The organism is Actinomadura hibisca NBRC 15177, assembly GCF_001552635.1.
Classification (GTDB): Bacteria; Actinomycetota; Actinomycetes; order Streptosporangiales; family Streptosporangiaceae; genus Spirillospora; species Spirillospora hibisca.
In genome coordinates, this window is the sequence record NZ_BCRO01000086.1 from 23,077 (window position 1) to 36,775 (window position 13,699).

Here is a 13,699-nt window from a genome sequence, read left to right on the forward strand (position 1 = left end):
GGCGGCGGACCCGAAACAGACATGTAACGTGGGGCCGAGGACCCCCGCCGACGCGAAGGGCGGCCATGTCCCGCACGACCGACGAATCCGCCGCGCCCGCGGTGTTCCGCCCCGTCCGCGCCGGGAACGCCTTCGAGGAGACCGTCGAGCGCCTGCTCCAGGCGATCAAGCTGGGCGTCGTGGCGCACGGCGACCGCCTGCCCCCCGAACGCGAGCTGGCCCCGCTCCTCGGCGTCAGCCGCGTCACCCTCCGCGAGGCGATCCGCGCCCTCGCCCAGGAGGGCTACGTGGAGTCGCGCCGCGGCCGGGCGGGCGGCACGTTCGTCACCTACACGCGTCCCCGCCCCCGCCAGGCCGACCTGCGCCGCGCCCTGGCCGCGATGGGCGACGACCTGAACGACACCCTCACCTACCGCCTGGCGGTGGAGACCGGCGCGGCCCAGGCCCTGGCCGCCATGGACCTGACCGACGGCCGCGACGAGCAACTGCGCGCCCGCCTGGCCGAACTGAACGCCGCGGGCCCCGACGACTACCGCCGCCAGGACACCCTGTTCCACCTGGCGATCGCCGAACTGACCGGCTCGGCGCTGCTGGCCGCCGCGTGCACCGACGCGCGGATGCGGGTGACCGACCTGCTGAACGCGATCCCGGTGCTCGGCCGTAACATCGACCATGCCGCCGTCCAGCACGCCGCGATCGTCGAGGCGATCCTCGCCCGCGACCCGGAGGCCGCCCGCCGCGCGGTCACCGAGCACCTGGAGGGCACGGCCGCCCTCCTCCGCGGCTTCCTGGGATAAGCGGAAAGTAAGGGCGAAAGCCCTATTCCGCGGTGGATTTGTACGCGCTCGCGGCCAGGAGTGATGACGTAACCTGAGTTCGCTAACGGAGATCGCGGAGGACGCGCACTGTGGACTGGCTCATCTGGCTCGCCGGGGTTCTGATCATTTTTGTGGGCCTGCTGGCGTCCATCGGCCTGCACGAACTGGGGCACCTCTCGTTCGCCAAGCTCTTCGGGGTGCGGACCACGCAGTTCATGGTCGGGTTCGGGCCGACGTTGTGGTCGCGGCACAAGGGTGAGACCGAGTACGGCATCAAGTGGATCCCGCTGGGCGGCTACATCCGCATGATCGGGATGTTGCCGCCGCGCAAGCAGGACGCGCCCGGCCAGGTGCGCCAGATCAGCACCGGGCCCTGGCAGGGGCTGATCGAGACCGCTCGGGGCGCGGCCCTGGAGGAGGTGCGGCCGGGCGACGAGGACCGCGTCTTCTACGCCAAGAAGTGGTGGCAGAAGCTGATCATCATGTTCGCCGGGCCCGCGATGAACCTGGTGCTCGCGGTGTTCTTCTTCGGCATCGTGCTGATGGCCATCGGCCAGCCGGTGCGGCACCTGGAGCCGACGGTCGGCGTGGTGACCAAGTGCGTGGTGCCCTCCAGCCAGTCGGCCGCCGAGTGCCCGGCGGGCGCTCCGGCCACGCCCGCGCTCAAGGCCGGGATGTTGCCGGGGGACAAGTTCGTGTCGTTCAACGGCACCAAGATCACCTCTTACGAGCAGGTGCAGAACCTGATCCGCGGGTCGGCGGGCAGGACCGCGACGGTGGTCATCGACCGCAAGGGCGCGCAGCAGACCCTCCAGGTGCCGATCACGGCGAACAAGATGGCGGACCTGAAGGACGGCGACAAGATCGTCACGGTCGGGTTCCTCGGCATCAGCCCGGTGGAGCGCGTCGTCTACGAGCGGCAGGGGCCGGGCGGGGTGGCCGCCTACATGGGCGACCTGACCGTGCGCACCGCCGAGTCGGTGTTGCGGATGCCGCAGAAGATGGTGGGCGTGTGGCACGCGGCGTTCGGTGACGAGGCGCGCGACGTCAACGGGCCGATCGGCGTCGTCGGCGTCGGCCGGATCGGCGGCGAGGTGGCGGCCTCCGACCAGCTCGGCACCCAGGAGAAGCTGGCGGTCCTGCTCAGCCTGGCGGGCTCGCTGAACCTCGCGATCGGCCTGTTCAACCTGATCCCGCTGCTGCCGCTGGACGGCGGGCACATGGCCGGCGCGCTGCTGGAGGCGATCAAGAAGGGCTTCGCGCGGCTGTTCCACCGCCCCGACCCCGGACCGGTCGACGTGGCCAAGGCGCTGCCGGTGACCTACGTGATGGCCAGCGTGCTGATCGTCATGGGCGCGCTGCTCATCTACGCCGACCTCGTCAACCCGATCCGGATGTTCGGGTAGCTTCCGGCCGCGTCACATCGGGGTGGGCATGTCACCGGTCTTGAGGAAGTCGCGCAGGGTGTCCAGGTAGGGCTCGATGTCCAGGCCCTGCCCGGCCAGCCACGCGTCCGACCCGTAGGTCCGGGCGTAGCGCTCGCCGCCGTCGCACAGCAGCGTCACGACGCTGCCGCGCTGCCCGGTGCGCCGCATCTCGGCGATCAGGTGCACCACGCCCCACATGTTGGTGCCGGTCGAGCCGCCGACGCTGCGGCCGCTGACCTCGGTGGTCCAGCGCATCGCCGCCACCGACGCCGCGTCCGGCACCCGGATCATGCGGTCGATGACGGTGGGCAGGAACGACGGCTCCACCCGGGGACGGCCGATGCCCTCGATCCGCGATCCGGTCGCGGTGCGCTCCAGGTCGCCGTCGCGGAAGGCGTCGAAGAACGCCGAGCCCTCCGGGTCCACGACCATCAGCCGCGTCTGGTGCCGCCGGTAGCGCACGTACCGGCCGAGGGTCGCCGAGGTGCCGCCGGTGCCCGCGCCGACCACGATCCAGGCCGGTTCGGGGAAGCGCTCCAGCCGCAGCTGCTCGAAGATCGACTGGGCGATGTTGTTGTTGCCGCGCCAGTCGGTGGCCCGCTCGGCGTAGGTGAACTGGTCCATGAAGTGGCCGCCGCACTCGCGGGCCAGCCGCCGCGACTCGGCGTAGATCGTGGTCGGGTCGTCCACCAGGTGGCAGCGCCCGCCGTAGAACTCGATCAGGTCGATCTTCTCCCGGCTGGTGGCGGCGGGCATGACCGCCACGAACGGCAGCCCCAGCATGCGCGCGAAGTACGCCTCCGAGACCGCCGTCGAGCCGCTGGACGCCTCGATGATCGTGGTGCCCTCGCGGATCCAGCCGTTGGCCAGCCCGTACAGGAAGAGCGATCGCGCCAGCCGGTGCTTCAGCGAGCCGGTCGGGTGCACCGACTCGTCCTTCAGGTACAGGTCGATGCCCCACTCGGGCGGCAGCGGGAACACGTGCAGGTGCGTGTCGGCGCTGCGGTTGGCGTCGGCCTCCACGATGCGCACGGCTTCGGCGATCCAGGCCCGGCAGGCCGGGTCGCAGCGGTCCACCACAGGGTTCACGGCTCGATCTCCCTTGATCGTCGGTCTGCCCCGAACGATATCCCCGCAGCCCAGCGGGCATGATGACGGGACGGGGGGTACATGCACGACTTCTTCGAGCAGCGGATCGTGGCCGCCGGACGGCTGCCGCTGTTCGTGTTCCTCGTGGCGTTCATCGCCGCCTTCGTGCTGACCCGGATCAACGTGCGGCTGATCCGGGCCGACGTGCGCTGGTGGTTCAGGAACGTCAGGGCCGGGGACCTGCACATCCACCACGTCGTGTTCGGCGTGGTGCTGATGCTGGTGGGCGGGGTGACCTCGCTCGCGGTCCCCGGCTCCTCCGGCGCGGCCGTGGTCGCGGCGGCGGCGGTGTTCGGCGCGGGGGCGGCGCTGGTGCTGGACGAGTTCGCGCTGATCCTGCACCTCAGCGACGTGTACTGGACCGAGAAGGGTCGCGCGTCGGTGGACGCGGTGTTCGTCGCGGTCGCCGTCACCGGGCTGCTGCTGCTCGGCGTGCGGCCGGTCGGCTTCGAGGGGTTCGGCGCGGACCAGGCGACCGAGCAGCAGTTCGGCCGCGCGTTCCTGATCGCCGTCTACGTGGCGTCGCTGGTGCTCAACCTGGCGCTGGCGGTGGTCACCCTGCTCAAGGGCAAGATCTGGACCGGGCTGCTGGGACTGTTCGTGCCGCTGCTGCTGTTCCTGGGCGCGTTCCGGCTGGCGCGGCCCGGCTCGCCCTGGTCGCGCTGGTACTACCACCCGCACTCGCGCAAGTACCGGCGGGCGGTCTGGCGCGAGCGGCGGCTGCGCCGCCCGCTGATCCGGGGGAAGATCTGGATCCAGGAGTTCATCGCCGGGCGGCACGACCTGATCCCCGCCGAGCTGCTGCCGGGCAAGGGGAGCGGCGAGCGCGCCCGCCGCAGGGGCGCGCCGCCGGACGGGAAGGACCGCCGCGCCAAGCCCGACTAGCCGTCAGTCCAGCACGGGTGCGACGGCCCGCACGGTGTCGATCGTGTCGGCCTCCTCCGCCTTCTTGTCGGGCCGGTAGCGCAGCACGCGGGCGAAGCGCAGCGCCAGCCCGCCCGGGTAGCGGGGGCTGCGCTGCACGCCGTCGAAGGCGATCTCCACGACCAGCTCGGGGCGTACGCGCACCGTCCAGCCGTCGTCGTCCACGGCGAGCGCGCCCAGTTTCTCGGTCTGCCAGGCGAGCAGCTCGTCGGTCATGCCCTTGAAGGTCTTGCCGAGCATCACGAAGCCGCCGGTCTCGGGATCGCGCGCGCCGAGGTGCAGGTTGGACAGCAGGCCCTGCCGCCGCCCGCTGCCGCGCTCGACGGCGAGCACGACCAGGTCGAGGGTATGGCGCGGCTTCACCTTGATCCAGCCCGCGCCCCGGCGGCCCGCCGTGTAGGGGGTGTCGAGCGACTTGACCAGCACGCCCTCGTGCCCGAACGCGACGGCGGCGTCGAAGAACTCCTTGGCCTCGGCCGGATCGGCGGTGACGATGCGCGGCATCCGCAGCTCCTCGGGCACCGCCCCCGCCAGCGCCTCGTAGCGCTCGGCGCCCGGCCGGTCGAGCAGGTCGGCGCCGTCCAGCCGCAACACGTCGAACAGCAGCAGCGACAGCGGCACCGGCTCGGCGCCCTCCTTGGCGGCGCGGGTGGCGGTGCGCGCGGCGGTGATCTGGAACGGGTACGGGCGGCCGTCCGGGCGCAGCGCGATCAGCTCGCCGTCGAACACGGCCTCGCGCACCGGCAACCTGCGCACCGCCGCGACGATCTCGGGCAGCCGGGCGGTGATGTCGTCGAGCGTCCGGGTGAAGACGCGCACCTCGTCACCGCTGACGTGGATCTGCGCGCGCACGCCGTCGAGCTTCCATTCGACGGCGGCGGGCCCGTCGAGCTTGGCGAAAGCGTCCTCCACCGCCGGCGCGGACGCCGCCAGCATCGGCCGGACCGGCCGCCCCACCTCCAGCGTGAACGCCCGCAACCCCGCGACGCCCTCGGCCAGCGCGGCGGTCGCGACCGGCCCCGGCGCGCCGCGCAGCATGATCGCGCGCCGCACCTCGGCGGCCGGGACGTCGGCGGCGGCGGCCACCGCGTCGGCCATCACGCCGTCGAGCGCGCCCTGCCGCAGCTCGCCCGACAACAACCGGACGAGGAAGTCCTGCTCGACCTCGGTGGCCTGGCCCAGCAGCGCGGCGAGCAGCTCGCGCCGCCGCGCCACCGACCCCTTGCCGGCGACCGCGCCGATCTCGGTGAAGGCGGCGTCGACCTCGGCGAGCGTCAGGGCGGGCTCGGCGGCGGGCGGCGGGCGCTCGCGCAGCGACGCGTAGCCGACGCCGATCTGCCGCTGGGGCAGCTCGCCGGACAGGTAGGCGACCACGACGGGGGCGGCTTCCGGCCCGGCGTCGCGCAGGATCCCGGCCAGCGCCCCGGTCTTGGCCTTGCGGGCCGAGGTCGAGGCGACCGTCTGCGAGGTTCGGGCGATCTCCGTGAGCAGCACGTCTCCCATTGTGACGGCGGGGTCTGACATTTGCCGCCGCCGGGGCCCTGGCCAGAGCGCGCCGGGCTGATTACCTTTTCACGGGGTATAGGCGCACAGGGGAGTGAGGAGCCGGGGAGTGGGCCTTCGGCCGCAGGAGCCGTTCCAGCGGGTGTACTCGGCACCGGAGCCGCCCGCGCCCGCGCGTCGCCCGAAGGTGCTGGCGCTGCTGGTGGCGGTGGTGTCGTTCGTGCTCGCCGCCGTGGCCGTGTTCTGGCTGGCCCCGGGGGGCGGGCAGGAACGGCCGACGGCCGCCCGCCCGACGCCCAGCGCGGAACCGACCCCGCCCCCGGCGACCAGCGCCGAACCGTCCGCCTCGCCCGAGCCCACCACGCCCTCGCCGAGCGGCAGCCCGTCGCCTACGCGGGCCCTGGCCGTCACCGCGCTGCCGCCGCCCTGCAAGACGGTGTCGCAGGCGACGCTGCGGGCCCTGATCCCCAAGGCGAAGCAGGTCGCGGGCGCGAACCGGGGCCTCACCAGTTGCACCAGCACGGCGGGGGACGGGTCCTACCGCTGGCTGCTGGTGGAGGCGACGTTGTACCCGCCGGGCGACAGCGAGGCGCCGGTGGACCAGGCGCGCGGCTTCTACGCCTCGCGCTGGAACCAGGCGCACCAGCCGTCGATGACCGAGACGTTGACGCTGGAGCGGCGGTCCGGGCTCGGCGACGAGGCGTACCACTGGTTCAAGGTCGACAAGGGGCAGCCGACCGTCACCGGCGAGGTGATGGTGCGCGACCGCAACGTGGTGATCCGGGTCGGTTACAGTGAGACCGTTCCGGCCCGGGGCCAGGCCGCCGGACGCCGGCAGAGCTGCCTCGCGAAAGCCGCCCGGGTCGCGCGCGAAGTGCTGGCGGGCTTCCGTTAAATCATTTCTGACCTGAATCGGCCGATCATGACATAAGTGCGGTCATCCCCTCCTAGGGTGTTTCGGGAAAGGGGAGGGAAGCGTCGATCGGGTCCCGTGTGACGCGGGTGATCGGCGTGGCCTACGTCTGAGGAGGAGGACGAGACCGTGGCCGCACAACCCGCAGGAGTGTCCTGGGCCTGAGACCTGGGACGCAGGGGAGGGAACTCCCGGCTCGACGGGCCGCGGGGCGCTTCGCGCCCCGCGGCCCTTGCGCTCTCATGGAGCGCGGGAATTGTGCCGAATGCATCACCGGTTAATGTGACCTTCGGCCGCCGAATGAATGGAGCGAAAGTGGAACCGGTTACTGTTTGGTGGGCGCGCCGGGAGGCGGCCCACCCGGGTCTGCCCGCTCTGCTCGACACCGTCGAACGGGCCCGCCGCGACCGCTACCTCCGCGCCGAGGACCGCGACCGTTTCACTTTGGGCGTGGCGATCACCCGGCTGGCGCTGGCGCCGCTGCTGGGCGTCGCGCCGGAACAGGTTCCGCTCACCCGCGCGTGCGCCGACTGCGGCGACCCGCACGGCCCGCCCCGCGTGCCCGGCGGCCCGCACCTGTCGGTCTCCCACTCCGGCGACCGGGTGGCCGTGGCGATCTCCCCGCACGGCCCGCTGGGCGTGGACGTGGAGCAGGCGACGGCCCGCATGGCCGACGTCAGCGGCCACCTGCTGGCCCCGGACGAGTCCGCCGCCGACGAACGGGCCCTCCTGGCGTACTGGACGCGCAAGGAGGCGCTCCTGAAGGCCACGGGCGACGGCCTGCGCATCCCCCTGACCAACCTGCACGTGACCCCACCGGAGATGGCCCCCCGCCTGCTGACCTGGAAGAACCGCCCCGACCTACCGCCCCGCTTCACGATGCGCTCCCTGGACGCAGGCCCCGCCTACACCGCCTGCCTGGCCCTCCTAGACCACCCGGACGCCCCGATAGAGGAACGCCCCGCCGCCCCCCTCCTCACCACGACCGCCCCCCGCTGATCAGGCGTCGAGCAGACCAGCTTTTTGCCAGACGGTTCGGGCTCGGCCGTCCAGGAAGCCCACCTCGTCGAAGAAGTCCGTGCACTTCCGGAACGACCACGTCATCGTCGCGCGCCGGTGCGGGCTCCGGGCCGCCACGCGGCGGGCCAGTTTCGGGTCCAGGCCCACGGCGGTGTAGCAGGACGGGTCGATGAAGCGCGCCGAGATCAGGCGCGCGCCCTGCGCCAGGGCGTAGGCGGCCACGCGGCGGCGGGCCGGGGACGCGCGCACCACCAGCCGTTTCAGCTCCTCGCGCGCGTACTTGATGTGGCGGGCCTCCTCGATCACGTGGATGCGGGTGACCTGCCGGATCAGCGGCTGGATCTCCTCGTCCGGGAAGGTCAGGCGCTGGAAGGCGTCGGTGAACTCCTCCACCAGCAGCGTCCCGGCGAACATCGGAATCGGGTCGTAGACCGCGTTGACCAGCTTGCCCGCCTGGTACTCCAGCGGGTGCGGGCGGTTGGCGCGCAGGCCGCAGGTGCGCACCATGCGGCCGAACATGACCGAGTGGCGGCACTCGTCGGCGACCTCGGTCAGCGCGTAGGCGACGTGGCCGCTGTCGTAGCGCTGCCGGTAGGCGTGCCCGACCAGGCCCTGCATGAGCTGGAGTTCGGACCAGATGCCGAACGAGGCGATCGAGCACATCTCACGCTTGGACAGCTCGACGCGCCGGCGGTGCGTCAGGCCGTCCCACAGCGGGGTCTCGTACAGGGAGACGAGCTGGGGCGGCATGTAGAAGCGGTCGGGGTCCTGGGGCGCGTCCCAGTCCACGTCGGTGTCGGGGTCGAAGGAGTGCTTGCGGGAGGTGCGCAGGAGGCGTTCGGCGACCACCTCCCGGTCGGTCAGCTCCAGGGTGTGGTCGCCGTCGCGGCAGCGGATCGCGGCGGTCCAGGTGCGGGGGCGGCCGGTGGTCGCGGGAGCGGGCATGGTGGCTCCTTCTCCGGTGGGGCGCCCCGGGCGGTCAGCTCCGCGGGGCGGGGATGCGGGCGATCAGGCGCAACGACGCGGGGGAGACCCGCGACAGCGCGCGCAGCACGTTGCTCTCGAAGTTGACCGGGACGACCGCCTTGTTCTTCACGATCGCGTCCACGACGCGCTCGGCGACCTTCTCGGCGGGGAAGCCGCGCAGCCGCAGGGCCTTGTCGCCCTTGTCCTGCAAGCGGCGCTGGGCGTCGGCGTCCACGCCGACGCGGACGGCGTTGCGCGCGATGCCGGTCTTGGTGAAGCCGGGGCACACGGCCGTGACGCCGATGCGGGACGAGGCCAGCTCGGCGCGCAGGCACTCCGACAACATCAGGACGGCGGCCTTGGTCGTGCAGTACGCGGGCAGCGCGGAGGACGGCGCGTAGGCCGCCGCCGACGCGATGTTGACGATGTGCCCGCCGAAGTTGGGCTTGTCGGGCTTGGCGGGCAGCGCCGCGACCCGGTCGGCCATCTGCTGTCCGAACAGCCGCGAGCCGTGAACGACGCCCCACAGGTTCACGCCGAGGATGCGGTCCCAGTCCTCGACGCCGGTCTCCAGGAACGGACCGGTCACCGCGATGCCCGCGTTGTTGACCACGATGTCGGGGGTGCGGTGGGCGGACTTCACCCCGGCGGCGAAGTCCGCCATGGCGTCGGCGTCGGACACGTCCACCTGGTGGGCCACGCCGTCCGCGCCCAGCGCCCTGGCCAGCACGAGCGTGCGTTCGGCCGACTCCAGGTCCAGATCGGCGGCGACGACCGTCGCGCCGCGCTCGGCGAGCGCCAGCGTGATGGCGCGGCCGAGACCGCTTCCGGCTCCGGTGATGACGGCGAGCGCGCCGTCGAAGTGCGCGAGGGGCATGAACGGCCTCCGGGGGGATGGTGGGCGTCCGGGAAGCCTACGAGGACGCGGCCTCCGCCGCGATCACCGCGTCCACCTCGGCCTTGCGGTCGGCCTCCTCGGCGGCGAAGCGGGCGGCGTCCAGCCTCTCGGCGATCTCCTCGTCCTGGCCCATCAGCGCGTCGAGGTCGGACTTGGACGCCTCCAGCACGCCCATCTCCTCGAACGTCGCCTGGATGCGCGGGCTCCACAACCCGATGTCCTTCACGCACGGCACGATCCGGCTGAACAGCAGGCTCTGGAACATGCGCATGTAGGGGGAGTTCTTGACCAGCTCGTCCACCTCGGCGGCGTCGATCCCGAAGTTCGTCCAGATCTCCCGGCCCCGGATGCGGTCGCGCATCAGGTAGCAGCCGTCGATGACGAACTCCTCGCGCTCCTTCAGCTCCGGCGCCGACAGCTCCTTGTAGTAGTCGCGCAGCGCCAGCCGCCCGAACGCCACGTGCCGCGCCTCGTCCTGCATCACGTACGCCAGGATCTGCTTGGGCAGCGGCTTGGTGGTGATGTCGCGGATCACGCCGAACGCCGCCAGCGCCAGCCCCTCGATCAGCACCTGCATGCCGAGGTAGGGCATGTCCCAGCGGGAGTCGGACAGGGTCTCGGTCAGCAGGTCCTGGAGCTTGGTGTTGATCGGGTAGACCATCCCGACCTTCTCCTGGAGGAACTTCGAGAAGATCTCCACATGGCGGGCCTCGTCCATGGTCTGGGTCGCCGAGTAGAACTTGGCGTCCATGTCCGGCACCGACTCCACGATGCGCGCCGCGGTGATCATCGCGCCCTGCTCGCCGTGCACGAACTGGGAGAACTGCCAGGAGGTGGAGTGCTGGCGCAGCAGCCCCCGCTCCTTCTCGCCCATCTTGTCCCAGTGCGGGGTGCCGTAGATCGCCAGCGACTGGTCCGGCACGCCGAGCACGTTGTGCGGGTCGACCTCCAGGTCCCAGTCGATGCGCTTGACCGAGTCCCACTGCTTGTCCTTGCCCTTCTGGTACAGGGCGAGCAGGCGGTCGCGGCCGTCGTCGTACTCCCAGGTGAACCGGGCGTCCCCGGCCAGCGGGACGTCCCAGGTGGACGTGGGGACGGGGTCGGTGTACAGGTCATGTGTCGACACGGGCGCCCTCCGCGGGAGCGAGGCTGACGTACGTTGTACGTCAGGCGTACGTTGTACGTACCGTGTCACGCGCCACTTACCGATGTCAACGACGAGAGGGGCCCCAGGCCCATGGCCGACGACGCGAGCCCCGCCATCCCCGCGCCGCGCCCCGCGCTGACGCGGGAGCGCATCGTCCGCGCGGCGATCGACCTCATCGAGCACGAGGGCGCGCAGGCGCTGTCGATGCGCCGGGTCGCCGCCGCGCTGGAGGTCGCGGTGATGTCGCTGTACAACCACGTGCCCAACAAGGCCGCGCTGCTGGAGGGCGTCGCCGAGCACGTGGTCTCCGGCATGGACTTCGACGGCGACCCCGCCGAGGACTGGCGCGCCCGCGCCCGCGCCCTGGTGCGCGCCTTCCGCAAGGTCGCCCACGACTACCCGCGCTGCATGACGATCGTGCTCACCCACAAGGTCGACTTCCCGATGGGGCTGCGCCCGGCCGAGCGCGCGCTGGCGCTCGCCGAGGTCGCCGGGTTCGACGGCGAGACGGCGGTGCGCATCATGCGGGCGCTGATGGCCTACGCGCTCGGCGCGCAGATGCGCGAGATCGGCGCGATGAAGACGCTGGACCGCCTGTCGGCCCAGCCCGCCGAGATGTTCGCCGGCCTCGACCCGGCCGAGTTCCCGCACGTGGTCGCGATGGCCCCGCACCTGGTGCGGCACGACCCCGAGACCGACTTCGAGTTCGGTCTCGACCTGCTGATCAGCGCTCTGGACGCGCTGCCCCGGACGGGCCGGGCGGGTCCTGGAGGTAGGGGCTGAGACCCTGCCAGCAGAAGTCGCTCATGTAGCGGGCGGCGTCCTCGGCGCTGACCTCCGGGCGGCCGACGCGCCACAACGCCAGCCGCTCGCAACCCCCGACGATGATCTCGGTGTGCGCCTCGATCACCACGCGCGGCGCGTCCGGCGCGTAGATCGCCAGCACCCCGGCGATCAGCGCGCTCTGCTGCCGCCGGGTCTCCTCGATCGCCTCGGCGGTGCGCGGCGGCCCGGCGAGCGGCTCCTGGAGCAACATCGCGAACGAGCGGCTGTGGGAGTCGACGAAGGCGAAGTAGGCGACCATGCCGCGCCACAGGATGTCCTCGGGCGTGGTGGCGCCCGCCATGGCCTTGTTGGTCTCCTCGTACAGCTCGGCCTTGGAGCGGCCGATGCACGCCAGCAGCAGCCCCTCCTTGGAGCCGAAGTACTCGTAGAGCATCGGCTTGGACACGCCGCAGCGCTCGGCGATCTCGTCCATGGAGCTGGCCGCGTAACCCTGCTCGCCGAAGACCTCCTCGGCGACGTCCAGCATCTGCCGTTCCCGCTGGGCACGGGACATGCGGCGGCGGCGCGGCCGGTCCGGTGTGGCGCTGCTCACAGCCGAATCCTAACTGTTGGACCTACCGTCAGTAACCTACTCGCGGTAACTTACTCGAAGTAGGTTACCGCGAGAGGCAGGTAGAGGTCATGAGCGAGCGCTCCCCGGCCATCGTCATCATCGGCTCCGGTTTCGCCGGGCTCGGCATGGCCGTCCAGCTGAAGAAGTCCGGGTTCAACGACTTCGTGATCCTGGAGAAGAGCCGGGCCCTCGGCGGCACCTGGCACGACAACACCTACCCCGGCTGCGCGTGCGACGTGCCGTCGCACATGTACTCCTTCTCCTTCGAGCTGAACCCGGGCTGGTCGCGGATGTTCGCGCCGCAGCCGGAGATCCAGGCGTACATGGAGCGCACCGCCGACAAGTACGGCGTGCGCGACCACCTGCGCTTCGACAGCCACGTGGAGGCGATGGAGTACGACGACGCCGCCAAGCGCTGGGACGTCACCCTCACCGACGGCACCGTGCTGCGCCCCCGGGCCGTGGTGTCGGGCATCGGCGCGCTGCACATCCCGTCCTACCCCGACCTGCCGGGCATCGAGCGGTTCCAGGGCACCACCTTCCACTCGGCGGAGTGGAACCACGACTACGACCTGACCGGGAAGCGCGTCGCGGTCATCGGCACCGGCGCGTCGGCGATCCAGTTCGTGCCGCAGATCGCCAAGCAGGTCGACAACCTCGTCCTGTTCCAGCGCACCCCGCCGTGGATCCAGCCCAAGCCCGACCGCGCCATCCCCGCCCCGGTGCGCAAGGTGTTCGAGAAGGTGCCGGCCGCCACCCGCGCGTTCCGCAACGGCATCTACTGGGCGCTGGAGGCCCGCGCGGTCGGCTTCACCATCGACCCGCGCCTGTCGGCCCCGCAGGAGAAGCTCGCCCGCTGGCACATCAAGCGCCAGATCGCCGACCCCGAGCTGCGCGCCAAGGTCACCCCCGACTACACCGTCGGCTGCAAGCGGGTGCTGCTGTCCAACGACTACTACCCGGCGCTGACCCGCCCCAACGTGACGGTCGAGACCGCCGGCGTCGCCGAGGTGCGCGAGCACTCCATCGTCACCGCCGACGGCACCGAGTACGAGGTCGACGCCATCGTCTACGGCACCGGCTTCAAGGTCACCGACGCGCTCGGCGAGCAGCGCATCGTCGGCCGCGACGGCCGCAAGATCCAGGAGCAGTGGGCCGACGGCATCGAGGCCTACCGCGGCACCACGCTGCCCGGCTTCCCGAACCTGTTCTTCCTGCTCGGCCCGAACACCGGCCTCGGCCACAACTCGGTCGTGTTCATGATCGAGTCGCAGATCCAGCACGTGCTGAGCTGCCTGCGCCTGCTCCAGGAGCGGGAGGCCGTCGCCGTCGAGCCCAAGCCCGAGGCGCTGCGCGCGTTCAACGACCGGATGCACAAGCGGCTGCGGCGCTCGGTGTGGAGCGAGGGCGGCTGCCAGAGCTGGTACCTGGACGAGAACGGCGTCAACCGCACCTTGTGGCCGGGACACACCTTCGAGTTCTGGGCGAGCACCCGCAAGGCCAAGGCGGAGGACTACACCTTCACCTACTGATCC

The 13,699-nt window shown here is 71.6% G+C and carries 13 protein-coding genes; 7 read left to right on the forward strand and 6 right to left on the reverse strand.

Features of this window, described 5'->3' with window-relative positions; all coding sequences use genetic code 11:
* Window positions 1-65 precede the first annotated feature (65 nt).
* Both AH6_RS33190 and AH6_RS33195 read left to right on the forward strand, forming a co-directional pair.
* Window positions 66-797 carry a FadR/GntR family transcriptional regulator gene (locus AH6_RS33190; protein WP_067488119.1) on the forward strand — a complete coding sequence of 244 codons (732 nt, stop codon included), beginning with the start codon at window positions 66-68 and terminating at the stop codon, window positions 795-797.
* A gap of 110 nt (window positions 798-907) precedes the next feature.
* Window positions 908-2,224, forward strand: a complete 1,317-nt coding sequence (locus AH6_RS33195) for a M50 family metallopeptidase (protein WP_067488121.1) — start codon at window positions 908-910, stop codon at window positions 2,222-2,224.
* Between the two features lie 12 nt (window positions 2,225-2,236).
* On the opposite strand, the gene cds1 is transcribed toward AH6_RS33195, so the two are convergent.
* Complete coding sequence (cds1, locus tag AH6_RS33200) at window positions 2,237-3,334, reverse strand: L-cysteine desulfhydrase Cds1 (RefSeq protein ID WP_157431880.1); 1,098 nt, start codon at window positions 3,332-3,334, stop codon at window positions 2,237-2,239.
* Window positions 3,335-3,415: 81 nt separating this feature from the next.
* Here cds1 and AH6_RS33205 point away from each other — a divergent pair, with 81 nt between their 5' ends.
* The gene (locus AH6_RS33205; RefSeq protein WP_067488123.1) at window positions 3,416-4,279 is read left to right on the forward strand and encodes a hypothetical protein; all 864 of its coding nucleotides are present in this window, start codon (window positions 3,416-3,418) and stop codon (window positions 4,277-4,279) included.
* A 3-nt stretch (window positions 4,280-4,282) separates the two neighbouring features.
* On the opposite strand, the gene AH6_RS33210 is transcribed toward AH6_RS33205, so the two are convergent.
* Window positions 4,283-5,812, reverse strand: a complete 1,530-nt coding sequence (locus AH6_RS33210) for an ATP-dependent DNA ligase (protein ID WP_067488177.1) — start codon at window positions 5,810-5,812, stop codon at window positions 4,283-4,285.
* A gap of 118 nt (window positions 5,813-5,930) precedes the next feature.
* On the opposite strand from AH6_RS33210, the gene AH6_RS33215 reads away from it, so the two are divergent.
* Window positions 5,931-6,716, forward strand: a complete 786-nt coding sequence (locus AH6_RS33215) for a hypothetical protein (RefSeq protein ID WP_067488125.1) — start codon at window positions 5,931-5,933, stop codon at window positions 6,714-6,716.
* Between the two features lie 333 nt (window positions 6,717-7,049).
* Window positions 7,050-7,733 (forward strand): 4'-phosphopantetheinyl transferase family protein, encoded by a 684-nt coding sequence (locus tag AH6_RS33220; protein WP_067488127.1) that lies wholly within the window; start codon window positions 7,050-7,052, stop codon window positions 7,731-7,733.
* Here the strand turns inward: AH6_RS33220 and AH6_RS33225 are convergent, their stop codons facing one another.
* From AH6_RS33225 to AH6_RS33235, 3 genes are read right to left on the reverse strand one after another with little or no spacing between them, the layout of a single operon-like run.
* Window positions 7,734-8,699 carry an AurF N-oxygenase family protein gene (locus tag AH6_RS33225; protein WP_067488130.1) on the reverse strand — a complete coding sequence of 322 codons (966 nt, stop codon included), beginning with the start codon at window positions 8,697-8,699 and terminating at the stop codon, window positions 7,734-7,736.
* 34 nt (window positions 8,700-8,733) lie between these two features.
* Window positions 8,734-9,597 carry an SDR family NAD(P)-dependent oxidoreductase gene (locus tag AH6_RS33230; RefSeq protein WP_067488132.1) on the reverse strand — a complete coding sequence of 288 codons (864 nt, stop codon included), beginning with the start codon at window positions 9,595-9,597 and terminating at the stop codon, window positions 8,734-8,736.
* Window positions 9,598-9,634: 37 nt separating this feature from the next.
* Entirely contained in the window at window positions 9,635-10,744 is a 1,110-nt protein-coding gene (locus AH6_RS33235; RefSeq protein WP_067488134.1) for a ferritin-like domain-containing protein, read from the reverse strand.
* Between the two features lie 111 nt (window positions 10,745-10,855).
* Here AH6_RS33235 and AH6_RS33240 point away from each other — a divergent pair, with 111 nt between their 5' ends.
* Window positions 10,856-11,548 (forward strand): TetR/AcrR family transcriptional regulator, encoded by a 693-nt coding sequence (locus tag AH6_RS33240; protein WP_067488136.1) that lies wholly within the window; start codon window positions 10,856-10,858, stop codon window positions 11,546-11,548.
* Here the strand turns inward: AH6_RS33240 and AH6_RS33245 are convergent.
* Window positions 11,490-12,143 (reverse strand): TetR/AcrR family transcriptional regulator, encoded by a 654-nt coding sequence (locus AH6_RS33245; RefSeq protein ID WP_245679574.1) that lies wholly within the window; start codon window positions 12,141-12,143, stop codon window positions 11,490-11,492. The two genes, AH6_RS33240 and AH6_RS33245, sit on opposite strands and share 59 nt — an antisense overlap.
* 89 nt (window positions 12,144-12,232) lie before the next feature.
* On the opposite strand from AH6_RS33245, the gene AH6_RS33250 reads away from it, so the two are divergent.
* Complete coding sequence (locus tag AH6_RS33250; protein ID WP_067488138.1) at window positions 12,233-13,696, forward strand: flavin-containing monooxygenase; 1,464 nt, start codon at window positions 12,233-12,235, stop codon at window positions 13,694-13,696.
* The last annotated feature ends 3 nt before the right edge of the window (window positions 13,697-13,699 follow it).

Coding starts and splice junctions, on each gene's coding strand:
- AH6_RS33190 (WP_067488119.1), top strand. CDS start 66: ATGTCCCGCACGACCGACGAATCCGCCGCGCCCGCGGTGTTCCGCCCC.
- AH6_RS33205 (WP_067488123.1), top strand. CDS start 3,416: ATGCACGACTTCTTCGAGCAGCGGATCGTGGCCGCCGGACGGCTGCCG.
- AH6_RS33225 (WP_067488130.1), bottom strand. CDS start 8,699: ATGCCCGCTCCCGCGACCACCGGCCGCCCCCGCACCTGGACCGCCGCG.
- AH6_RS33230 (WP_067488132.1), bottom strand. CDS start 9,597: ATGCCCCTCGCGCACTTCGACGGCGCGCTCGCCGTCATCACCGGAGCC.
- AH6_RS33240 (WP_067488136.1), top strand. CDS start 10,856: ATGGCCGACGACGCGAGCCCCGCCATCCCCGCGCCGCGCCCCGCGCTG.
- AH6_RS33250 (WP_067488138.1), top strand. CDS start 12,233: ATGAGCGAGCGCTCCCCGGCCATCGTCATCATCGGCTCCGGTTTCGCC.